This window comes from Arthrobacter sp. YN, from assembly GCF_002224285.1.
Taxonomy (GTDB): Bacteria; Actinomycetota; Actinomycetes; order Actinomycetales; family Micrococcaceae; genus Arthrobacter.
In genome coordinates this window covers 4,020,305-4,040,389 of record NZ_CP022436.1, presented here as the reverse complement: position 1 = coordinate 4,040,389, position 20,085 = coordinate 4,020,305, and the positions used below count along the sequence as shown (strand labels likewise).

Sequence of the window (20,085 nt, the reverse complement as noted above, 5' to 3'; positions counted from 1 at the left end):
ACACGAAACCATGACGTAGGATGTCCACATGCCCCTCTTTGACCTTCCCCTTGAGCAGCTCCGCGACTACACCTCAAGCGTGGTCCCGCCGGCAGATCTCGATGCCTTCTGGGACCGCACCATCACCGAGGCCAGGGCCTTGCCGCTTGATCCTGTGTTCGAGCCCGTGGACAACTACCTCTCAGTGATCGACACCTTCGATGTGTCCTTTGCCGGCTTCGGGGGAGACCGCATCAAGGGCTGGCTTCACCTGCCGGCTCACCGCCAGCAGGGCCAGCAACTTCCCGTCGTGGTGGAGTACATCGGCTACTCCGGCGGCCGCGGATTGGTTAACCAGAACACCCGGTGGGCCCAGGCAGGCTACGCGCACTTCATCATGGACACCCGCGGGCAGGGCTACGGCGGCGTCTCGGGCGACACCCCGGATCCGCACCCGTCCGCCGGCGGAAACAACTATGCCGGGCTCATGACCCGGGGTGCCGACCACCAGGACAACTACTACTTCCGGCGGGTGTACGTGGACGCTTTCCGTGCAGTAGAAGCGGCGCAGAGCCATCCCGCCGTCGACCCCTCCAAGGTAGTCCTGGCAGGCGTCAGCCAAGGTGGCGGCATTACTGTTGCCGCCGCTGGGCTGACGGCTGGAAGGCTCGACGGCGTCATCGCCGCGCTGCCCGACGTCCCGTTCCTGCAGGACTTCCCCCGCGCCATTGACATCACCCCTCGCGGGCCCTACCCGGAGATTGCCGGCTTCCTGGGCCGGCACCGCGAAAAGTACGAGCCAACGCTGGCCGTCCTGAACTACTTCGACGGCGTGCACCTGGGCCGTGCCGCCACCGTTCCTGCACTGTTTTCCGCTGCGCAGATGGACGACATCTGCCCGCCGTCCACCGTTTTCGCGAGCTACAACAGCTACGGCGCCTTGGGCGTGCCGGACGGCGCGCCCGGCGGTGCGCCCGAAAAGGACATCGAGGTCTACCGCTTCAACAACCATGAGGGCGGCCAGGAACACCACTGGATCAAGCAGTTGCAGTTCCTGCGCAAACATTTGTCATGATGGCGGACGCGATTTGCCCGGTGTGAAGAACCGCGGTTATGGTGTGGCTATGACAAACCGTTGGTATGCGTATTTTTCGTTGGCTCTGGAGGGGCCCGCGTCTAACTGACACGCATCCAACTTTCCTTCAGAGCCAACAGGGCAGAGATCATTCTCTGCCCTTCGCCATATCCGGCGGGTTCTGAAAAGGGGCCCGCTCCGCATCCCGGAACAGGACCCAGACATGACCAGCCTCGCTGCAGAACCCACCGAATCGCTCGACTCCCCTGACGCGGGAGCCGTTGACGCCGCGCATCCTTCAACCTCCAACCTCCGGGTGGCACGCTTCGAGCCCCTTCCGGCACCCCAGGACCTCATCGCCGAGTTGCCGCTGGATGCCCGCTCGGCTGCCGTCGTCGACCGCGGCCGCGACCAGGTCCGCGCCATCATGGATGGCGTGGACGACCGCCTCCTGGTCATCGTTGGCCCGTGCTCCATCCACGATCCCAAGGCCGGCCTCGAATACGCCCGCCGGTTGGTCAGCCAGGCGGAGAAGCACAAGGAAGACCTGCTGATCGTCATGCGGACCTACTTCGAGAAGCCCCGCACCACCGTCGGCTGGAAGGGCCTCATCAACGATCCCCACTTGGACGGCAGCCACGACATCGCCGCCGGTCTTCGCGCGGCCCGTGGGTTCCTGAAGCAGGTCACCGCCCTCGGACTGCCCACGGCCACCGAGTTCCTGGAGCCCATCAGCCCGCAATACATGGCTGACCTCGTTTCCTGGGGCGCGATCGGTGCCCGCACCACCGAAAGCCAGATCCACCGCCAACTCGCCTCCGGACTGTCCATGCCCATCGGCTTCAAGAACGGCACCGATGGTGACCTGCAGGTGGCGATCGACGCTTGCGGCGCCTCTGCCGCCGAGCAGGCCTTCCTGGGAATCGACGACGACGGCCGCGCGGCTCTGGTAGCAACCTCAGGCAACCCGGACACCCACGTGATCCTGCGCGGCGGACGCAAGGGACCCAACTACTCCCAGGATGATGTCGCGGCTGCTTCCTCCAAGCTCGCTGCCAAGGGCCTGAACCCGCGCCTGATCGTGGACGCCAGCCACGCCAACAGCGGCAAGAGCCATCACCGCCAGGCTGAGGTTGCCTTGGAAATCGGTGCGCAGCTCGAAGCCGGGGAGTCCTCGCCGATCGCCGGCGTCATGCTGGAGAGCTTCCTGGTGGGCGGAGCCCAGAACCTGGACACCGCCAAGCAGCTTGCGGGGGAGCAGGAACTCGTTTACGGCCAGAGCGTCACCGACGCCTGCATGGAATGGGACGTCACGGCTTCGGTGCTGGAACAGCTCGCAGCCTCGGCCCGGAAGCGTCGCGCGGTGGTTGCAGAGTAGATCCGTTTCGCGGCTTCGCTGCGCAGCGAGCCGTGCGTTCGGCATTGTCCGCAGAGAACCCCGTTAAGGGGCCTGCTCGGCCGGGGGAGCGGCATTCCACTTACGGGAAAGGCTTTCACATTGGCCCCATCAGCCTCTAGAGTATCTAGCACATGGTTGTTGGATGGCTCAGCATCGGCACACCGTTCTACTGGGGGTGTCCTAACCGGCTGAGAGCAAAGGAATATGGGAAATGTCCGCAGAGACTAACTTCTCGAATGCGCGTTTCATGACGGTGGCCGAAGTGGCCGACGTCCTGCGTGTTTCCAAGATGACCGTGTATCGCCTGGTCCACTCAGGGGAAATGCCCGCCGTGAGGTTCGGGCGTTCCTTCCGGGTTCCTGAAGAGGCCGTTGCCCAGTACCTCAAGGGTGCCGTGGTGGACGGACAATCCGAGACCGCCTGAGGCTGCCGGGGTCCGTCCCGCGGACCGTGGTCACAGGGTGCCCCTTTGAAGCGGTACTCTGTTAAGGAACGTTTTACGTCAATGTAAGAATCTGTCAGTTGTACTTGTCTGCTTCCGCGGATCTGTTCCAACAGACAGGAACTTCTAGTTTGTAAGGAACTTTCGTGGGTTCAGTTATTAAGAAGCGCCGCAAGCGTATGGCCAAGAAGAAGCACCGCAAGCTGCTTCGCAAGACTCGCCACCAGCGCCGCAATAAGAAGTAGAGATACTTCATCAAGCGTAAATGCCCGTTACCTCTCGAGGTGGCGGGCATTTTTGCGTCCCCTACGCTCTCTCACATCCCTCGGGTTTGGTGGGTTCCCTCTCTCAGGTCCCTCGGGTTTGGTGGGGTCGCTCTCTCTGGTCCCTCGGGTTTGGTGGGTTCCCTCTCTCACGTCCCTCGGGTTTGGTGGGTTCCCTCTCTCAGGTCCCTCGGGTTTGGTGGGGTCGCTCTCTCTGGTCCCTCGGGTTTGGTGGGTTCCCTCTCTCACGTCCCTCGGGTTTGGTGGGTTCCCTCTCTCAGGTCCCTCGGGTAAAACCGGAGCTGACCGCGGGATCCTGCCATGCTGAGCGTAGAGCGCTCTTGATCTTACGAGTCGCTGACGAAAAGTTATCCGCCAAGTCGTCCTTTCCGAATTTCAGGACCGTCCAGCCTGCTGCTTCGAACGCCTTGTCGCGTCGCCGATCGCTAAATATCTGTTCGCGCCCAAGGTGATGGCCGCCGTCGTACTGTATTGCTACCCGCCGGCCACGGAAGCCCAAGTCCGCGGACGGCGAAAACGGATCGTTCGGGCGGAGTAGCACCTGCAGCTCCGGTTCGGGGATACCGGCGTCCAGCATTGCCAAGCGGAGCAGCGACTCTGGCGCGGAGTCGGAGCCGACACGCATGAGCTCTAGTGCTTCTCGTGCCCTGACGACGCCCTGTAGATTCCTGTGCCTGCCCACCAGTTCGCGAAGTGCCTCAAGTGTGGTGAACGGTGCGTCGCGTTCTTCGAAGTCCGGCCTGGGTCTGCGAATGAGTTCGTCACCCATGCAGACGAGGTCGCCGAGCGGAAGGCGCCTTGCGAGATCCAACCAGGTACGCGACCGAGTGCTGATCCGGATGCCTTGAACATTTTCGATCTCGTCGTCGGAGGCCACAACCGTGTGTCCGATCACTCCTTTGCGGCGGACGGACGGTAGATGCCTTGGCTTGCTGAGATGCAATTCATTGGAATCAGACAGCCATGGTGGAAGGCACGCACCATGCAGCCTCGCGGCAGTTACATGGGATATCCATGCCCCCGGACTTGCGGCTGACAGCGACCTTGCAGCCGCCGACAGCTCAAAGTCCCAATCCGATGGACGGTAAAGGCCGCGGCTGACTCCATCTATTCCTACACGGTTCCAGAGGTGCGATTGCTTCAGGCCCGCGGCCTCGGCCTCGTCAATGGTGAACGGTGCGCTGATCAGCGCGGGCGGAAGGGGCGTGGCATTCGGCATACTTGGCATTCTTGCCCAGAAACGCTTGAGTCATCGTAAGTTATCCACAGGCTCGTAGAGGCAGTCGAGGGATGTGAGAGATGGTTTGGTTCAAGCCCGAGGGATGTGAGAGATGGTTTGGTTCAAGCCCGAGGGATGTGAGAGATGGTTTGGTTCAAGCCCGAGGGATGTGAGAGAGGATCACATGCGGGGGCCGCGGAACCTTGAGAAACCCCGCCACAGGCCGTAGACCGCTCCGCCAACCGTGGCGGCCTTGAGTCCGAGCGTTGCCGCGCGGCGACCGGAACGGAAGTCGTACACGGGCCAGTTGTTCTCGCGGGCGTGCCGGCGCAACTTGGCGTCCGGGTTGATCACCACGGGATGACCCACCATGGTGAGCAAAGGGATGTCGTTGGCAGAATCGCTGTACGCCCAGCAATGATCCAGATCCAAGCCCTCCCGATCAGCGACGAGCTGGACCGCGACTGCCTTCGCCGGTCCGTGCAGGATGTCGCCCACGAGTTTCCCTGTGTACATGCCGTCTTCCACTTCACCCACCGTGCCAAGGGCGCCGGTCAGCCCGAGCCGGGTGGAAATGACCGTGGCCACCTCGATGGGTGTAGCCGTGACGAGCCAGACTTTGCGTCCGACTCTGAGGTGCTGTTCCGCGAGTGCCTTGGTCCCAGGCCAGATCCGCGACTCGATCATTTCGTCGTAGACCTCTTCACCCAGGGCTTTGATGTCATCCACTGTGATGCCGGCAGCAAGGGTAAGCGCCGAGTCGCGGACCGAGTGGACGTCCTCCATGTTCTCTCCGCGCATGACGAATTTGAACTGCTTCCAGGCGAATCCGGCCGCTTGCGACAGTGTGAAAGCCTTGCGTTCGTACATTTTGCGGGCTACGTGGAAGAGGCTGGCGCCCTTCATCAAGGTGTTGTCGACGTCGAAGAAGGCGGCTTCGCCCGTGCGCCTCTGCACGTTGTCCTTCTGCACGGTGGGCTTCTGCACCAAGGCGTCTGCGACCACGGCGGCGTTCTTCTCCTCGGGCATGCCTTGAGTCTAGTCAATCGGCGCGGTCCGCGTTCGAGGGCGCACGGTGACGTCACAGTCGGGCGTGGGATGTGAGAGAGGGTCGGGCCGGGAGGGTGTGGGATGTGAGAGAGGGTCGGGCCGGGAGGGTGTGGGATGTGAGAGAGGGTCGGGCCGGAAGGGCTCGGGATGTGAGAGAGGGTCGGCGGGGAGGGCGTGGGATGTGAGAGAGGGTCGGTGGGGAGGGCTCGGGATGTGAGAGAGCGCTGGCCCGGTACCTTTGAGGCATGGCTATTCCCGACGTCGTTCTCCTCACCAAAGCTGACTGCCACCTGTGCACCGAGGCGCGTGCCGCCGTCGAGCGTGTCACTAAGAGTCTTGGCGTGCCGTGGAAGGAGCAGCGGATCGACGGCGATCCCCAACTGCAGGAGCGCTTCGCGGAAGAGATTCCCGTGGTGCTGGTGGACGGCGTCCAGCGTGATTTTTGGAAGATTGACGAAGAACGGCTCACCCGCACCCTGAAGAAGGTCCTGGAGGGCTGAGGGGTTACCCGTTGGTAATGGCTTTTGTTGAGTCCGGCCGTGGGTCATAGAGTGGAACAACAAAGCGACGCAATGGAGAATACCGTGACTGCGCTGGAACCGTCCCCGGAGGCTGCAACCGGGGACAACGAACCTGCCACCAAGCAGATCCCGCCCGCGGCTGTGGCCCGGATGACGCTCTATTTGCGCGCGCTCAACTCCCTGCTGGCTGAAGGCGTGGAGCGGGTCTCGTCCGAAGCGCTGGCGGAAGCCTCAGGTGTCAGCTCGTCCACCCTGCGCAAGGATCTTTCCTACGTGGGCTCGTATGGGACACGCGGTGTCGGCTATGAAGTCCAGTATCTGAGCCGCCACATTGCCGCGGCCTTGGGCCTGACCCATGACTGGAAAGTTGCCATTGTGGGCGCGGGTAACCTCGGCAAGGCCTTGGCCCGGTATGGCGGCTTTGAGTCCCGCGGCTTCGACGTCGTAGCCATCTTCGACGCTGACCCCATGGTGATCGGCAACGAAGTAGGCTGGCTGCGCGTCAGCGACTCCGCGGAGCTTGAGCGGGTCCTGGAACGCACCCACACCAACATGGTGGTGCTGGCGTTGCCCGCCACGGTAGCCCAGGCTGTGTGCGACCGAGTGATTGCCGCCGGGATCCGGAGCATCCTCAGCTTCGCGCCGGTGCTGTTGCAGGTCCCTCCGCACGTGAACCTCCGCAAGGTGGACATGGCCACTGAGCTTCAGATTTTGGCGTACCACGCACAACGGGCGCAGACACCGGGCCAGGCTGTTTAGCCTTCGCCGGGTCCGCGCCCGCGCTTGAATCGTCTGGAACTCTGAGTGTTTAGCGGCCGTACGGGTTCTGGTACGGGTTTCCGAACGGCTGCGCCTTGCGGAAGTACGGGGCCGACGCCGGCAGGTACAGCATGACGATCGCCGCGACTCCCAGCAGGATCACGATGAGCTGCAGGATGCCGTAGGTGGCACCGAACTGGAACAGGCCGGTGAGGCCCAGGACGGAGATGGCCGCGAAGACGGTCCCCAGGATTCGCGCCCAGTTCTTGCCCTTGCGGACCGGGAAAGCGACCAAGGCATAGAGACCGAGGGCCAGAATCGCGCCGACGACGGCGCTGACGCCGATCACACCGCGCATGCTTTCCATGGACCCTTCGGGGAGGTCGGTTCCCTGCTGGCTTGCCTGCTGGTTCATGGCGTTGATAAAGGCGTCAGCACCAGTGGTGGCCAACAGGATCGAGCTGATGGCGGACAGAACGCCGGCGGCAACGATCATCCAGAAGGCGTAGTTGACCATGGGCGGCACAGCGGTGGGACCGGGCTGCTGGCTGGGCCAGTTGGTGTCCTGTCCGTATTGCGGAGCGCCGGGAGCCTGGCCGTACGGGGATGACTGCTGGCCATACTGCGGCGCGGCGGGGCTCTGCTGGCCATACTGCGGCGCGGCGGGGCTCTGCTGGCCATACTGCGGTGCGGCGGGGCTTTGCTGGCCGTACTGAGGCGTGGCGGGAGCGGCGGGCTGGGTTCCCGGCTGCTCGGGCTGGTTGGCATCGCCCGGGTTTGACGGCGGGTAGGGAGGGTTGCTCATGGCATTCCTTTGCTTGTTCGACTGCTGGTGCGGCCGCCGGGATCAGCAAAATGACCCTGCCCCCAGCGTGGTTCTGCTTCCACCGTACCTCCCGGGTCTGACGCTGCAGGTGATCCCACGCAGGTATTTCCGGCTCACGGCAAAAATCATCATGTTGGCTTACGCCTTCATGATGAAAGCCGCGGCAATCCGGGAGGATGTACCGCGGCCTTCAGCCTGCATTACCGCCGATAAGGCACGACGACGGCAGTTGCGTCAGCGCTAAGCGTGACCCTTGACTGCCTTGAACCAAAGTTGTGAATTCGGAAGCCACATCAGGACTACGGCTACAGCGCTGACAAGGAAGCCGAACCAGTTGCTGCCAAGGCCCGTGCTGGAGCCGCCGGCACTGGCCGCACTGAAAATGGTGAGGAGCAAGGAGATGCCGGCCACGATGGTGAGGGCGAGGCGGGCCCACTCTTTGCCTTCCTTCATCTTCATCGCCAGGACTACCTGCGCCGCTGCCACGGCCAGCGTGAGGATAAGGATGATCAGCAGGATGGCTGCAACGCCAGGGGCGAAAGCGAAGAGGGCAATGATCGCGAAGAATCCGATCAGCCCGAACAGCAGGCCAAGGAGTCCGGAGATCACCCAGATGAAGTACGAAACCTTCAGCTCGGTGGGGAGGCCCTGGGTCTTGAACATTCCAGAGAATCCGCCCTGGGGCATGACGTCGTTGAAGTTGCGGGGCCCGTCGGTGGGCATTTCGAAGTGGAAACCAGGCTGCCCCGGGGCGGGCTGTCCTGGGCCTGCCTGCGGTGGGCCGGGCTGTGCCGGGCCGGGCTGTGAATATTGGCCCGGTTGCGACGGCGGCTGGTAGCCCTGCGGAGGCTGGTAACCCGAAGGAGGAACATTGCCGGGCTGCGGAGGCTGGGAGCCGGGCTGCTGTGGCTGTGGTGCTTCGTCTGGGGTACTCATGGCATCACTGTAGACCGCAGGTTGAAGGTTGCATAGGAACTTCGGAGGCAACTCGCAGGCAAATACAGGCTGTTTGCCGAACAATTGCGGGGTGACTTCCGGATATGCGAAACGGCGCCCCCGCACAGCCGGGGGCTGTGGGTGGCGCCGTTGGGGTGAATCCGCGTCAGGAGAAAAAGACTATGCAGCGGCCGGTGCGATGAAAGCGAGTTCCAGGTTGATGACAACCTTGTCGCTGACCAGCACGCCGCCGGCTTCGAGGACGGCGTTCCAGGTGAGGCCGAAGTCCTTGCGGCTGATGGTGGTTTCGCCGGAAACGCCGGCGCGGGTGTTGCCGAAGGGATCCACTGCGACGCCGTTGAATTCGGTCTCGATGGAAACTTCCTTGGTCACGCCCTTGATTGTGAGATCGCCCACGAGGTCGAAGCTGTTGCCGTTGGCCTTGACGTGGCGGGACACGAACGTGATTTCCGGGAACTTCTCCACGTCGAAGAAGTCTTCGCCCTTGACGTGGCCATCGCGGTTGACGTCGCCGGAGTCGAAGCTGGCGGTCTGGATGGTGGCGGTGACCTTGGAGTCGGTCAGGGCTTCGCCAACTTCGAGGGTGGCCGAAGCGTCCTTGAACTGGCCGCGGACCTTGCTGATTCCTGCGTGGCGGACGGTGAAGCCGATCTCGCTGTGGGAAGCGTCGAGGGTCCAGGTGCCGGTGGTGACGGAAGCGGGGAGAGTCATCATGGTGTTGCTCCTATATCGATTGGTAGGTACTGCGTGCTTGCCCGGTCGAGCTCATTGCTTGAAGCGTCAACCGAGCTTCGTGTCCAGTATAAACATGCATATGCATCTTTTATTCCAACTCCGGGGAACATTTCGGAAAAACTTTGAGTTCTACTAGCGGTAGAAGATTTCGGATCGCCCCGCTTCTTTGAGAAACTGGTAAACATGCCCCAAGCAACTGTCCACCTGCTTCGCCATGGCGAGGTCCACAATCCCGACGGCGTCCTGTACGGTCGCCTGCCGGAATTCCACCTCTCCGAGCGTGGCCGGGAGATGGCCCGTATGCTGGCCGACCACTTTGTGGCACGTGCCGGCCAGGGTGCCAAGATTGTCCACTTGGTCGCCTCACCGCTGACCCGCGCCCAGGAAACGGCCATGCCCACTGCGGAGGCCCTGAACCTGGAGATCACCACCGAGCCCCGGATCATCGAGGCCGAGAACCACTTTGAGGGGCTGCACCCCACCAAGAGTGAATTCCTGAAGCCCAAGCACTGGATCTACTTCCGCAATCCTCTGCGTCCATCCTGGGGCGAGCCGTACAAGGACCAAGCCGCCCGGGTGCTGGCCGCCGTTGAAGACGCCCGTGCCAAGGCGGTTGAGTTGGGTGGCGACGGTGCCGAAGCCATCCTCGTGAGCCATCAGCTCCCCATCTGGTCAACCCGTTTGACGGCAGAGGGACGGCGGCTGGCACACGATCCCCGCAAGCGCGAATGCACGCTCACGTCCCTGACGTCCCTGACCCTGGACGGGAACGGCAAGATCGTGCGCGTTGAGTACACCGAACCTGCTGCCGTCCTGCTCCCCGGCGCGGCGAGCACCCCGGGGGCATAGAGGCATGGACAACAACCTCTCACGCCGCAGCGCGTTGACTGCCGGTGGCGTCCTCCTCGCAGGACTGACCATGGGCCTGTCCGCGTGTGCCCAGGAAGATTCCCTCGCCAAGCAAGCCAAGGCAGGCGACAACAAGAACTACGTAGCCGGCGATGGTTCGGTGACAGAGTTCGCGAAGGCGGACCGTGCCGCGCCAGTGGCGCTCAAGGGCACCCTCTTTAACGGGGAGACGGTAAAGCCCGAGGACCTCAAGGGCAAAGTCACGGTCTTGAACTTCTGGTTTGCTGCCTGTGCACCTTGCCGCATCGAGGCGCCCCAGCTTGAAGCCCTGCACCAGGACTTCAAGGACCAGGGCGTCCAATTCTTCGGCGTCAACCTGCGCGACGAACAAGCTACCGCTGAGGCCTTCGACAAGACCTTCAACATCACCTACCCAAGCTTCAACGACAAGGACGGTGCTGTTCTCCTGTCCGTGTCCGGCATCGTTCCGCCGGGTGCAGTGCCCACAACATTGGTCCTGGACAAGGATGGCAAGGTTGCCTCCCGCGTGCTCGGCGAGATCGAGAAGAGCACCCTGAAGGCCCTCATCACCTCCGCAGTGGCGGAGTAGCACCCATGAACAGTCCCTTCGCCGAGACGATCCTCAACGGATCGCTGCTGCTGGCTGTGCCGGTGGCGTTGCTGGCCGGGCTGGTCTCCTTCCTTTCGCCATGCGTGCTGCCACTGGTCCCCGGTTACCTTGGCTACGTCACGGGACTGACCGGCGTCGACCTCCAAAAGCAGCGGCGTGGCCGCATGCTGGCCGGAATTGGCCTGTTTGTCCTGGGTTTCTCGGTGATCTTTGTTCTGCTGGGCGGCGCCTTCGGGCAGTTGGGCACGTTGCTGACCGGCCCGCAGAACGCCTGGATTACGCAGTTGCTGGGCATCCTGGTGATCATCATGGGCGTGGTGTTCATGGGCGGCTTCGGTTGGTTGCAGCGCGACGCAAAGATCCATGCCAAACCGCCTGCCGGCCTCTGGGGAGCACCGCTCCTGGGATTGACCTTTGGCCTGGGCTGGGCGCCCTGTATCGGTCCGACGTACTCCGCGGTACAGTTGCTGAGCTTGTCCGGTGGTTCCTCGGCAGCCAAGGGCGCGCTCCTGGCGTTCGTCTATAGCCTTGGACTGGGCATCCCGTTCCTCTTGATTGCGTTGGCTGTCCGCCGGGGCATGGGAGTCATGTCCTTCTTCCGCAAGCACCGTCTGGCCATCCAGCGGATCGGCGGCGGCATCCTGATTTTGCTCGGCATCCTGATGGCCACCGGCGTGTGGGGAACCTGGGTGACCGAGTTGCAGTACTGGTTCCAAAACGATGTGAAGTTGCCAATCTGATGAGCGAGTCCGTGAAAGCCACAAAGAAGTCACCGTCCGCTGAAAGCACCAGCACAGCGGAAGGAAAACTCCAGCAGGCCAAGTCCGAGGCCGCACTTCCTGCCCTCGGGTTCAAGGGCATGCTCCGGTGGGCCTGGACCCAGCTGACCAGCATGCGCACAGCGTTGTTCCTGCTGCTCCTTCTCGCCGTCGGAGCGGTGCCTGGTTCCCTGTTCCCGCAGCGGCCGGCGAACCCGTCGGTGGTCACGCAGTACATCAAGGACAACCCGTCCTACGGCGAGCTCCTGGACGCGTTGCAGCTGTACGACGTCTACTCCTCGGCCTGGTTCTCGGCCATTTACATCCTGCTCTTTATCTCGCTGATCGGCTGCGTCACCCCGCGCGCCATCGCCCATTACAAGGCCATGAAGTCCCAGCCGCCCCGCACCCCCAAGCGCCTTTCGCGCCTGCCGGAGTACGGCACCTTGGCTGTACCCGCCGACGCCGGGATCCCGGCGTCGAAGGCCATATACGATGCCGCCGGGCTGCTGAAGAAGCGCGGCTACCGCGTGGAAGTCAGGGACGTCGACGGCGCCCTGCCGTCCTTGGGTGCCGAGCGCGGCTTCCTGAAGGAAGTGGGTAACCTGGTCTTCCACACCTCGCTGATCGGGGTGCTGGTGTCCGTGGCCATCGGTGGCCTCTACGGGTACAGCGGCCAGCGCATCCTGGTAGAAGGCGAGACGTTCGTCAACACCCTGGTGGGCTACGACCAATTCACTCCCGGCACCAACTTCCAGAGCAGCGCGCTCCAGCCGTACTCGATGCAACTGGACAAGTTCGAAGCCAAGTTCGACCGTGAGTCCCCGGGCAAAGCCGGCCAGCCGATCGATTACACGGCCGAGGTCACCACCAAGGAAGGACCGGATTCACCGGTCAAGAAGGAAACCCTCAAGGTCAACGACCCCGTCTCCCTCGGTGGTACCAGCCTCTACCTGACCGGCAACGGCTACGCGCCCCTGGTCACCGTCCGGGACGGCGAGGGCAATGTTTCCTTCCAAGGCCCCGTCACGGCCAAGGTCCAGGGAGACAACTACTACTCGTCGGTGGTCATCAAGGTCCCCGACGCGAAGCCGGAACAGCTCGGCTTTGTGGGCTTCTTCCTTCCCACGGCGTTCGTCACCGAAGACGGCACCTCGTTCAGCGCTTCCCCGGAACTCTTCAACCCCCAGCTGAGCCTGAACTCGTTCTACGGAGACCTCGGCCTGGACAAGGGCGTGCCCCAGAACGTGTTCGAACTGGACGTCAAGGACTTGAAACCGCTCAATGCCCGTGACCTCGCGGCAGGCGGCATCACGCTGACCCCGGGCGCAACCGTCAACCTGCCCGAAGGCAAGGGCAGCATCACGTTCGACGGCGTCAAGAAGTACATCGGCGTGGACATCCACCACAACCCCGGCCAGCTCTACGCACTGATCTTCGGCTTCCTCGCAGTCGGTGGCCTGGTCATGTCCCTCTACATCAACCGCCGCCGCGTCTGGGTCCGCACCGGTACGCACGCAGATGGCCGCACCATGGTGGAATATGGCCTGCTGGCCCGCGGTGAGGACCACCGCCTGGCCGGCGAAGCAGCAGCACTACGCGAGATCTTTGCCCGGGAATGGAACATCCCACAGACGCAGGACCCCGCCACAAGAACAGCAGGATCTTCCTCAACCTCGAAGGACCAGTAATGCCCGTCATCAACGAAACCCTGGGCCAATACAGCGAGCTGTTCATGCTGTTGGCCGCCGGCACCTACACCGTGGCGTTCATCGCCTTTGCCTGGGACCTGGCCAAGAGCAGCAAGATGCTCCGCGCCGTGGACCTGAAGGCTGCGGCCAGCACTGCCGGCGAGAAGGTCACGGTTGCTGCAGGTCGCGTCGCGGGAGGCTTGGGAGGTCCCGACGCCGGTGGGCCGGCAGGCCGCGCTGAGCGTCCGACGTCGGGCCTCACCTTTGAGGGCGGCACCGCCGCAGGCGACATGAAGTACGCCGGCGAACGCCGCGCACCTGCCCGCGTGGCCGTGGCCCTGACGGTGTTGGGCGTCCTCATCCACGGCGCAGGGGTGGTCACCCGCGCATTCGGTGCAGGCCGCGTGCCGTGGGGCAACATGTACGAGTTCCTCACCACGGGCGCGTTTGTTGCAGTGGCTGTGTTCCTGATCGTCCTCATCCGCCGCGACCTGCGGTTCCTGGGCACGTTCGTGATCGGCCTGGCCATCATCATGCTGGTTGCCGCTTCGGCTGCTTTCTGGACCCCCGTGGGTCACCTGGTGCCGGCGCTGCAGAGCTACTGGTTGATCATCCACGTCTCCATCGCAGTGCTCTCTTCAGCGCTGTTCACGCTGACGTTCGCCATGTCAGTGCTGCAGTTGCTGCAGTCGTACCGCCAGAAGAGCCTTGCTGCGGGCCGTGCGGACAAGCTGGGCTTCATGCGCCTGGTCCCCAACGCGCTGAGCCTGGAGAATCTCTCCTACCGCATCAATGCCATCGCCTTCATTGGCTGGACGTTTACCCTCATGTTCGGCGCCATCTGGGCCGAGAAGGCCTGGGGTCGCTTCTGGGGCTGGGACCCCAAGGAAGTGTGGACCTTTGTGATCTGGGTGGTCTACGCCGGCTACCTGCATGCCCGGGCCACCCGCGGTTGGACCGGAACGCGCGCAGCCTGGTTGTCGATTGTTGGCTACGCCTGCGTCATCATCAACTTCACGCTGGTGAACACGGTCTTCAACGGCCTGCATTCCTACTCCGGGCTCTAAATCGAATACTGAGCCGTGATCGCGGCCCGGGCCCCAATCCGGGCCTGAGCAGGGGCGTTGTCCCTGGCTCGGGCCAGTCCCTCGAAAAACAACAAAACGGTGCACTAAACAAGCCTGTTGCCTGTCCAATGCAGGTGCTAACTTGTTCAGAACCCGCTTGTGATGCAGCCCGCTAGCGACGCGCCGTGTTCTTTTGAGGTAGCTATGAACTATGTTCTCGCCATTGACGTCGGGACAAGTTTTACCGCAGCAGCCCTGGTTAAGCCTGACCAGAGTCCAACCCCTACACCGGAAATCCTCCCGCTGGGATTGCATGGCAGCGCCGTGCCCTCGGTGTTGTTCTACGCCGACGACGGCCGTGTGTTGGTAGGCGAAGCGGCCGAACGCCGGGGCCTGGACGATCCCCACCATATGGTGCGTGAGTTCAAACGCCGGATCGGGGATTCCATTCCCCTCGCTGTCGGCGAGGGGTGGCTGGCCCCGGAGGATGTGTACGCCACCATGGCCCGGTGGGTGGTGGACAGGGCCAGGGAGCGGGAGGGGGCGGCGCCGTCGTCGATCATCATGACGCACCCCGCTGCCTGGGGCCAGCACCGAACCTCGGTGGTCCTCGCAGCGCTCGACGTGGCGGGCCTCCAGGACATCACCCTGATCAGTGAGCCGGAAGCGGCGGCCCTGCATTACGCTTCCCAAACGCGGGTGGAGGACGGCAGCATCATCGCTGTGTACGACCTCGGCGGAGGTACTTTCGACACCGCCATTCTCCGCAAAGCCGGAGCCGGGAACTTTGAGTTGCTGGGACGCCCCGACGGTATTGAAACCCTTGGCGGCGCAGACTTCGACGCCGCCGTCCTGCGGCACGTGATGGGCCACGTCAAGGCATCTGTGGACGTGGATCCGGAGGCGCCGGACACTCTGGCAGCCCTTTCGAGGCTGCGGCGGGAATGCCGTGAGGCCAAGGAAGCGCTGTCCTTGGACAGCGAATCCAGCGTGGCAGTTTCCCTGCCGGGCACACAGCAGTCTGTCCGGCTGGTCCGCGCCGAATTCGAAGCGCTGATCGAGGAACCCCTCCGGGAAACCGTGGAAGCACTGGAACGAAGCTTGAAGAGGGTCAACGTGGACTCTCAGGATCTGAGCGCAGTGCTGCTCATCGGTGGGTCATCGCGCATTCCCCTTGTGGCCGAGATGATTTCGGTGGAACTTGGCCGGCCCATCGCCGTCGACGCCGATCCCAAGTCCTCCATCTGCCTGGGTGCAGCGGTGGCTGGTTTCCGCTCAAGGGGCGAGGACGCCGTGGATGCTGCGGCTTCGGCCACTCCAGGGGCTGCGGCTGCCGGCGTGGTGGCAAGTGGTGCGCTGGGGCGTCCGCACACCGCCGGCCGGGCCCCGGCCCTGGGAGTCCTCACAGCAGCGTCCGCGAAGCCCGGCCGGCATGCTCCCCGGCCGCGTGTCCGGATGGCGGCGGCCGCGGCTGTAGCGGCAGCCGCCTTGACCATCGCTACGGCGACGGCGGCACAGAGTCCCGAAGGCAGTGGACTTCTGGCAACCGTGTTCGGCAACCAGGCCGCTGATGTCATGCGCGACGGCGGTCCTCAGGCTTCCGGGGGCCAAGGCAGTGTTGCTGGTGGCGGCAAGCCCGGGGAAACCCTGGCCGTCGGCAAGCCGGCGGGCGGACTTGAAGCCAGCGCCAGGACTGGGGTTACCAAGGCAGGGAAGAACCCGGCCAGCACCGGAACCGCGAATGCCGGCACTGGATCGGGGGCCGCCGTGGGACCCGGCGCAGGATCTGCCGCTGGACCGGCCACCGGCACCTCCCCGGGCACCTCATCCGGTGGGACGGCCGCCAGCACTCCTGCCGCGCCGGGCACGGGAACCCCCGCTGCTCCGGGCACCACCCCGGCTCCCACCACACCCACGCCGGCACCTACTGGTGGTGCCGCCAGTGGGCCTACCCCGCCCCCTGTAACACCTCCCACCACGCCACCACCGGTCATCGAACCCACAACTCCGCCTACAACCCCGGCTGATCCTGTCACGCCACCGCCACCGCCACCTCCACCCCCGTCGCCCGAGCCAACGGTGCCGCAGCCTGAACCGACGCTCACGCAAGACCCGCCACCGCCGTCGCCCGAGCCAACGCCGGAACCGGTGACCCCGCCTGTCACGGCTGATCCCTTACCCCAGCCCTCGGAAACGGGCCCCATTCAGGATCCAGCGATGCTTTCGGTGGTGTAGCCCATGACGGGACATGACCCTAAGCCTGGGCACCTTCCACCCGGGCCGGACGATCACCCGTTCAAGGAACCTGCCGCCCTTCACGAGGCAGGGTCGCCGTATGTCCCGGAGCTTTCCGGGGATACGGCGAAGGTCCGCGAACTGCTCCTTGCCCTGTCCGTGGGGTTCACGCTGCCTTCACCCCTGCCCCGCGGCCTTGAAAGCCATGATGGGCTGGACTCGATCATCACCGCAGCCATGGATTCGGGCTTGCTGCTGGCTGACGGGTCCGTAGTGGGGACGGTCCAGCATGCCTTGCTGAAGGCAACCCCGGCCTCCCGCATCCGGGCGCTGCAGCGGGAGCTCGTGGACAAGGTCCTGGACGAAGGCCGTCCCTGGGGAGACCTGGCCCGCGACCTCGCCAGGAGTGGGCTCCAGGATGCCCGCGTCGCCGCGGAACTCGAGGAGATGGCAAACAGCGTCCTGGACACGGATCCGCGTCTGGCCGTGGATCTCTATGCCGAAGCGCTTCTTGCCGGGAACAAGGAGCTCCACATTGCCGCCAAGCGTGCCCAGGCCCTGGCCGCCACCGGGGACCTGGACGCAGCTGGCAGGATCGTTGACAGGCTGCTCGCCATGCCCGAACCTCCACACCTTCGCCTGGGGGTGGACGTGGCAGCCGCGGTGTGGGCACAGCGGGGAATGTTGTCCCGGAGCGCTGACACGTACACCTGGTTGGGGCCGGACAGGTTGCAGGGGTCCGCGCCGCTGGCCGCAGTGGCCATGATCGGCACCGGAAATGCTGTGCTGGCCGAAGAGATCCTGGCAGCCGCTGTGCCGTCCGGTTCGCCAACGCTGCTGGCCGTGGCTTTGACGCTGACCCAGGAGGGCCTGCGGCAGACCCTTGGCCCCAATCCTCAACTGGCCCTGCCGGAGCTCATCAGGGCCTCGGACATGATGAATGCCTCTGGCGCGGCGATTCCCTTGCCGGAGACCCCGGGAGCCTTGGCAGCCCTCTGCGCACTCCACAATGGGGAACCGGCGGTGGCGGACACCGTGCTTAGGGCGGCGTTGGCCGCGGGCCAGGGCGGGGATGCTGCCCGACCCCGGCTGTTCCTCCTGCAGGCGTGGACCGCCATGCAGCAGGACAACGCTGACGAGGCGCGGTTGGCCATCAATGAGGCCGTCAAGGCAAACCATTGGTCCTTGGCACCCCGGGACGAACTGTTGCTGGCAGCGCTGGAGGTGGGGCTGGCGCGGCGTGGCAGCGACGTGCACGGTCTGGTGTTGGCATGGGACCGGGCCCGGGAAGCCATGATGCACGTAGCTGTGGATCTCTACAGTCTCCTGCCGTGGGGTGAGCTGATGGTTTCTGCTGCACGGTTGCGCGAGACACGTCGAGTCTCGCACTACCTGGACGGGGCCTGGGAGCTCTTACAGAGGCTGGGGAACCCGCCACTGTGGTCGGTGCCGCTGCATTGGGCGGCAGTGCAGGCTGCGCTGCTGAGCGAAAGCCCCGCTGAGCTGGCGCCGCATGCTGCCGCCCTGGTCCGGGCTTCGGAACACAGCCACCTGGCGTCCGTTCTTGCCGTGGGTGGCAAAGCCTGGGTTTCGGTGTTGGCCGGTCGGTTTGAAGCGTCCGACGTCGAAGCGGCGGCCCGCGGGTTGGCCGCCGTCGGCATGCCTTGGGAAGGCGCGCGACTGGCGGGCCATGCCGCCGCGCACGCGGAGGAACGGCGCGACCTGGTGCGCCTGCTGGCCTGCGCCAGGGATATCCATCCCCAGGGTGCTCCAGCCGGGGCGGGCCACGATCGGGTGGAGGAGCCGCACCATGGCGTTGCGGGCACCCCTGCTGCGGACGGCGCCGACCCGGGTACGGGGGGTTCGTCCGGGCTGAGCGCCAGGGAACGCGAAGTGGCTCGGCTTCTCCTTGAAGGCAGGACCTACCGGGAGATCGGGGAGGCCATCTACATCTCGCCTCGCACTGCCGAACACCATGTGGCTCGCATGCGCAGGCGTTTGGGGGCCGACAGCCGATCGGACCTCCTGGTCCGCCTGCGCCTCGCCTTGGGGGAGGGGTACCCGCCTCCGTGAGCGGCAGCCCCCTCCACCCCCTAACGGAAAACCCCGCGACCCCCTAACGCTGGGGTAAGCGGTAGGGGGACCACCCCCGATGCCCGGTCCCTCACCACGGCCATACGTTGAAGGGGAGCCCGGCAAAGGCGCCGGGCCATTTACCACCCACCACAGAATTTGAGGGAGCATTCCAATGCCTACACTCGCACAACAGCTCGTGCAGTTCCTGATGAGCCTGTTCAACGATCCCGACGCAGCCGAGGACTTTGTCCGCGACCCCGAGGCTGCCCTTGCCGCAGCCGGCCTCCGTGACGTTTCCTCGGCCGACGTCGATGCTGTTCGCCCGGTGGTCCTCGACTACGCACCCATCAACGCCCGTTCGTCGTTCGACCGTGAATACAACACAGGCGGCAACCAGGGCTCCACTGGCGCCGGCGCCGGCTGGGGCGGACACGACGATGACGATCGCCCCAACGGCGGTGGTGGCGGCGGCGGACGCCCCGATCATGATGACGACGACGATCACGGCCACGGCGGTGGCGGCGGTGGCGGTGGCTGGGGTGGCCATGATGACGACGACGATCACGGCCACGGCGGTGGCGGCGGTGGCGGTGGCTGGGGTGGTCATGATGACGACGACGATCACGGCCACGGCGGTGGCGGCGGTGGCTGGGGTGGCGGAGACGACCACGATGACCACGCCCACGCCGTTCAACAACTGGTCCACGTGGTGAACAACTACTCCTACACCACCACTATCGATGACCGCGATACGATCACCGATCAGTCGGTGAACCAGAACATTTGGGCAGACGGCGATGTCACGCAGCTCTTCAACCAGGACGCTGTCATCGCCTCGGGCGACGGCGCCATTGCAGCCGGTGATGACGTCAAGGATTCCGGTAACACCACCACCACCAACACCGACGATCACTCAACGGATAACTCGGTGACCATCCGCGAGACAGGTCCCGGAGATGTCGAAGTGGGCAACACGGACATCGAGGTCAAGGATTCGTTCAACGACAATTCGGACAACTCGGTGACCAAGGACTCCTACAACACCGATGTTGATGTCGACGTGGACATTGAGGACTCCTTCAATGAGGACAACTCCTCGCACACCGACAACTCCCACACCAACATCCACAACACCGATTCGTTCAACAAGGACTCCTACAACACGGAGAACGAGCTGGAAGTCGGCGACGTGGACGTGGAGTACACGAACATCGAGAACTCCACCATCATCAAGGACAACGAGGTGGAGCTGGAATACACCAACGATCACTCCACCAACGTGGAACTGGAGGACGTCCAGGTCAACTACGATTCCACGGTGATCCAGGACAACGAGCTGGAGATCGACAACTCCAAGGAGATCGATGTGGAGGACGTCCAGGTCAACTACGATTCCACGGTGATCCAGGACAACGAGCTCGAGGTTGATAAGTCGAGCTACACCAACATCGAGGACAACGAAGTTGACGTCGAATACAACGACATTGACCATTCGAACGTCATTGCCAAGAACGACGTTGACATCGACTAGC

At 64.0% G+C, this 20,085-nt stretch carries 20 protein-coding genes; 15 read left to right on the top strand and 5 right to left on the bottom strand.

Annotated elements, in window-relative coordinates:
* The first annotated feature begins 28 nt into the window (after positions 1–28).
* The 4 genes from CGK93_RS18510 (at position 29) to CGK93_RS18495 (ending at position 3,140) form a co-directional block, all read left to right on the top strand.
* A complete protein-coding gene (locus CGK93_RS18510; protein ID WP_089596079.1) occupies positions 29–1,054 on the top strand; it encodes an acetylxylan esterase in 1,026 nt (341 codons plus the stop codon).
* A 223-nt stretch (positions 1,055–1,277) separates the two neighbouring features.
* Positions 1,278–2,432, top strand: a complete 1,155-nt coding sequence (locus tag CGK93_RS18505; RefSeq protein WP_089596078.1) for a 3-deoxy-7-phosphoheptulonate synthase — start codon at positions 1,278–1,280, stop codon at positions 2,430–2,432.
* A 232-nt stretch (positions 2,433–2,664) separates the two neighbouring features.
* Positions 2,665–2,877 carry a helix-turn-helix domain-containing protein gene (locus CGK93_RS18500; protein ID WP_017199160.1) on the top strand — a complete coding sequence of 71 codons (213 nt, stop codon included), beginning with the start codon at positions 2,665–2,667 and terminating at the stop codon, positions 2,875–2,877.
* Between the two features lie 164 nt (positions 2,878–3,041).
* On the top strand, positions 3,042–3,140 hold the full coding sequence (locus CGK93_RS18495) for a 30S ribosomal protein bS22 (RefSeq protein WP_003792170.1): 99 nt from the start codon (positions 3,042–3,044) through the stop codon (positions 3,138–3,140).
* Positions 3,141–3,435: 295 nt separating this feature from the next.
* Here CGK93_RS18495 and CGK93_RS18490 read toward each other — a convergent pair whose 3' ends face one another.
* Together CGK93_RS18490 and CGK93_RS18485 are read right to left on the bottom strand one after the other, a co-directional pair.
* The gene (locus CGK93_RS18490) at positions 3,436–4,398 is read right to left on the bottom strand and encodes a DUF559 domain-containing protein (protein ID WP_089596077.1); all 963 of its coding nucleotides are present in this window, start codon (positions 4,396–4,398) and stop codon (positions 3,436–3,438) included.
* A gap of 180 nt (positions 4,399–4,578) precedes the next feature.
* Positions 4,579–5,427, bottom strand: coding sequence for an HAD family hydrolase (locus CGK93_RS18485; RefSeq protein ID WP_089596076.1), 849 nt, complete (start codon positions 5,425–5,427; stop codon positions 4,579–4,581).
* 266 nt (positions 5,428–5,693) lie between these two features.
* Here CGK93_RS18485 and CGK93_RS18480 point away from each other — a divergent pair, with 266 nt between their 5' ends.
* On the top strand, positions 5,694–5,948 hold the full coding sequence (locus CGK93_RS18480) for a glutaredoxin family protein (RefSeq protein ID WP_089596075.1): 255 nt from the start codon (positions 5,694–5,696) through the stop codon (positions 5,946–5,948).
* Between the two features lie 72 nt (positions 5,949–6,020).
* On the top strand, positions 6,021–6,728 hold the full coding sequence (locus CGK93_RS18475; RefSeq protein ID WP_089596074.1) for a redox-sensing transcriptional repressor Rex: 708 nt from the start codon (positions 6,021–6,023) through the stop codon (positions 6,726–6,728).
* A 49-nt stretch (positions 6,729–6,777) separates the two neighbouring features.
* Here the strand turns inward: CGK93_RS18475 and CGK93_RS18470 are convergent, their stop codons facing one another.
* Positions 6,778–7,533 (bottom strand): hypothetical protein, encoded by a 756-nt coding sequence (locus tag CGK93_RS18470; protein WP_089596073.1) that lies wholly within the window; start codon positions 7,531–7,533, stop codon positions 6,778–6,780.
* Here CGK93_RS18470 and CGK93_RS18465 point away from each other — a divergent pair.
* Positions 7,532–7,798: a hypothetical protein gene (locus CGK93_RS18465; RefSeq protein ID WP_232481392.1), complete on the top strand. Its 267-nt coding sequence runs from the start codon at positions 7,532–7,534 to the stop codon at positions 7,796–7,798. The two genes, CGK93_RS18470 and CGK93_RS18465, sit on opposite strands and share 2 nt — an antisense overlap.
* Here CGK93_RS18465 and CGK93_RS18460 read toward each other — a convergent pair.
* Both CGK93_RS18460 and CGK93_RS18455 read right to left on the bottom strand, forming a co-directional pair.
* Positions 7,795–8,490 (bottom strand): hypothetical protein, encoded by a 696-nt coding sequence (locus CGK93_RS18460; RefSeq protein WP_089596072.1) that lies wholly within the window; start codon positions 8,488–8,490, stop codon positions 7,795–7,797. The two genes, CGK93_RS18465 and CGK93_RS18460, sit on opposite strands and share 4 nt — an antisense overlap.
* A gap of 180 nt (positions 8,491–8,670) precedes the next feature.
* Positions 8,671–9,222 (bottom strand): YceI family protein, encoded by a 552-nt coding sequence (locus tag CGK93_RS18455; protein ID WP_089597582.1) that lies wholly within the window; start codon positions 9,220–9,222, stop codon positions 8,671–8,673.
* A gap of 207 nt (positions 9,223–9,429) precedes the next feature.
* On the opposite strand from CGK93_RS18455, the gene CGK93_RS18450 reads away from it, so the two are divergent.
* The 8 genes from CGK93_RS18450 to CGK93_RS18415 all read left to right on the top strand — a co-directional run bounded on the left by CGK93_RS18450 (position 9,430) and on the right by CGK93_RS18415 (position 20,084).
* Positions 9,430–10,095 carry a histidine phosphatase family protein gene (locus CGK93_RS18450; protein ID WP_089596071.1) on the top strand — a complete coding sequence of 222 codons (666 nt, stop codon included), beginning with the start codon at positions 9,430–9,432 and terminating at the stop codon, positions 10,093–10,095.
* 4 nt (positions 10,096–10,099) lie between these two features.
* Positions 10,100–10,705 carry a TlpA family protein disulfide reductase gene (locus CGK93_RS18445; RefSeq protein ID WP_089596070.1) on the top strand — a complete coding sequence of 202 codons (606 nt, stop codon included), beginning with the start codon at positions 10,100–10,102 and terminating at the stop codon, positions 10,703–10,705.
* Between the two features lie 5 nt (positions 10,706–10,710).
* Positions 10,711–11,466, top strand: a complete 756-nt coding sequence (locus CGK93_RS18440; RefSeq protein ID WP_014922639.1) for a cytochrome c biogenesis CcdA family protein — start codon at positions 10,711–10,713, stop codon at positions 11,464–11,466.
* Positions 11,466–13,175: a cytochrome c biogenesis protein ResB gene (gene resB, locus CGK93_RS18435; protein WP_089596069.1), complete on the top strand. Its 1,710-nt coding sequence runs from the start codon at positions 11,466–11,468 to the stop codon at positions 13,173–13,175. The genes CGK93_RS18440 and resB overlap by 1 nt, the downstream gene beginning before the upstream one ends.
* Complete coding sequence (gene ccsB / locus CGK93_RS18430; RefSeq protein ID WP_089596068.1) at positions 13,175–14,242, top strand: c-type cytochrome biogenesis protein CcsB; 1,068 nt, start codon at positions 13,175–13,177, stop codon at positions 14,240–14,242. The genes resB and ccsB overlap by 1 nt, the downstream gene beginning before the upstream one ends.
* A 204-nt stretch (positions 14,243–14,446) precedes the next feature.
* Positions 14,447–16,477, top strand: coding sequence for an Hsp70 family protein (locus tag CGK93_RS18425; protein ID WP_089596067.1), 2,031 nt, complete (start codon positions 14,447–14,449; stop codon positions 16,475–16,477).
* 3 nt (positions 16,478–16,480) lie between these two features.
* A complete protein-coding gene (locus tag CGK93_RS18420) occupies positions 16,481–18,550 on the top strand; it encodes a LuxR C-terminal-related transcriptional regulator (RefSeq protein WP_089596066.1) in 2,070 nt (689 codons plus the stop codon).
* 175 nt (positions 18,551–18,725) lie between these two features.
* Complete coding sequence (locus CGK93_RS18415) at positions 18,726–20,084, top strand: IniB N-terminal domain-containing protein (protein ID WP_089596065.1); 1,359 nt, start codon at positions 18,726–18,728, stop codon at positions 20,082–20,084.
* The last annotated feature ends 1 nt before the right edge of the window (position 20,085 follow it).

Excerpts from the sequence above, each read along its gene's own strand:
- CGK93_RS18485 (WP_089596076.1), bottom strand. The coding sequence starts at position 5,427 with ATGCCCGAGGAGAAGAACGCCGCCGTGGTCGCAGACGCCTTGGTGCAG.
- CGK93_RS18445 (WP_089596070.1), top strand. The coding sequence starts at position 10,100 with ATGGACAACAACCTCTCACGCCGCAGCGCGTTGACTGCCGGTGGCGTC.
- CGK93_RS18490 (WP_089596077.1), bottom strand. The coding sequence starts at position 4,398 with ATGCCGAATGCCACGCCCCTTCCGCCCGCGCTGATCAGCGCACCGTTC.
- ccsB (WP_089596068.1), top strand. The coding sequence starts at position 13,175 with ATGCCCGTCATCAACGAAACCCTGGGCCAATACAGCGAGCTGTTCATG.
- CGK93_RS18500 (WP_017199160.1), top strand. The coding sequence starts at position 2,665 with ATGTCCGCAGAGACTAACTTCTCGAATGCGCGTTTCATGACGGTGGCC.
- CGK93_RS18425 (WP_089596067.1), top strand. The coding sequence starts at position 14,447 with ATGAACTATGTTCTCGCCATTGACGTCGGGACAAGTTTTACCGCAGCA.
- CGK93_RS18465 (WP_232481392.1), top strand. The coding sequence starts at position 7,532 with ATGGCATTCCTTTGCTTGTTCGACTGCTGGTGCGGCCGCCGGGATCAG.
- CGK93_RS18440 (WP_014922639.1), top strand. The coding sequence starts at position 10,711 with ATGAACAGTCCCTTCGCCGAGACGATCCTCAACGGATCGCTGCTGCTG.
- CGK93_RS18420 (WP_089596066.1), top strand. The coding sequence starts at position 16,481 with ATGACGGGACATGACCCTAAGCCTGGGCACCTTCCACCCGGGCCGGAC.
- CGK93_RS18415 (WP_089596065.1), top strand. The coding sequence starts at position 18,726 with ATGCCTACACTCGCACAACAGCTCGTGCAGTTCCTGATGAGCCTGTTC.
- CGK93_RS18505 (WP_089596078.1), top strand. The coding sequence starts at position 1,278 with ATGACCAGCCTCGCTGCAGAACCCACCGAATCGCTCGACTCCCCTGAC.
- CGK93_RS18475 (WP_089596074.1), top strand. The coding sequence starts at position 6,021 with ATGGAGAATACCGTGACTGCGCTGGAACCGTCCCCGGAGGCTGCAACC.
- CGK93_RS18480 (WP_089596075.1), top strand. The coding sequence starts at position 5,694 with ATGGCTATTCCCGACGTCGTTCTCCTCACCAAAGCTGACTGCCACCTG.
- resB (WP_089596069.1), top strand. The coding sequence starts at position 11,466 with ATGAGCGAGTCCGTGAAAGCCACAAAGAAGTCACCGTCCGCTGAAAGC.
- CGK93_RS18510 (WP_089596079.1), top strand. The coding sequence starts at position 29 with ATGCCCCTCTTTGACCTTCCCCTTGAGCAGCTCCGCGACTACACCTCA.
- CGK93_RS18450 (WP_089596071.1), top strand. The coding sequence starts at position 9,430 with ATGCCCCAAGCAACTGTCCACCTGCTTCGCCATGGCGAGGTCCACAAT.
- CGK93_RS18470 (WP_089596073.1), bottom strand. The coding sequence starts at position 7,533 with ATGAGCAACCCTCCCTACCCGCCGTCAAACCCGGGCGATGCCAACCAG.
- CGK93_RS18460 (WP_089596072.1), bottom strand. The coding sequence starts at position 8,490 with ATGAGTACCCCAGACGAAGCACCACAGCCACAGCAGCCCGGCTCCCAG.
- CGK93_RS18455 (WP_089597582.1), bottom strand. The coding sequence starts at position 9,222 with ATGACTCTCCCCGCTTCCGTCACCACCGGCACCTGGACCCTCGACGCT.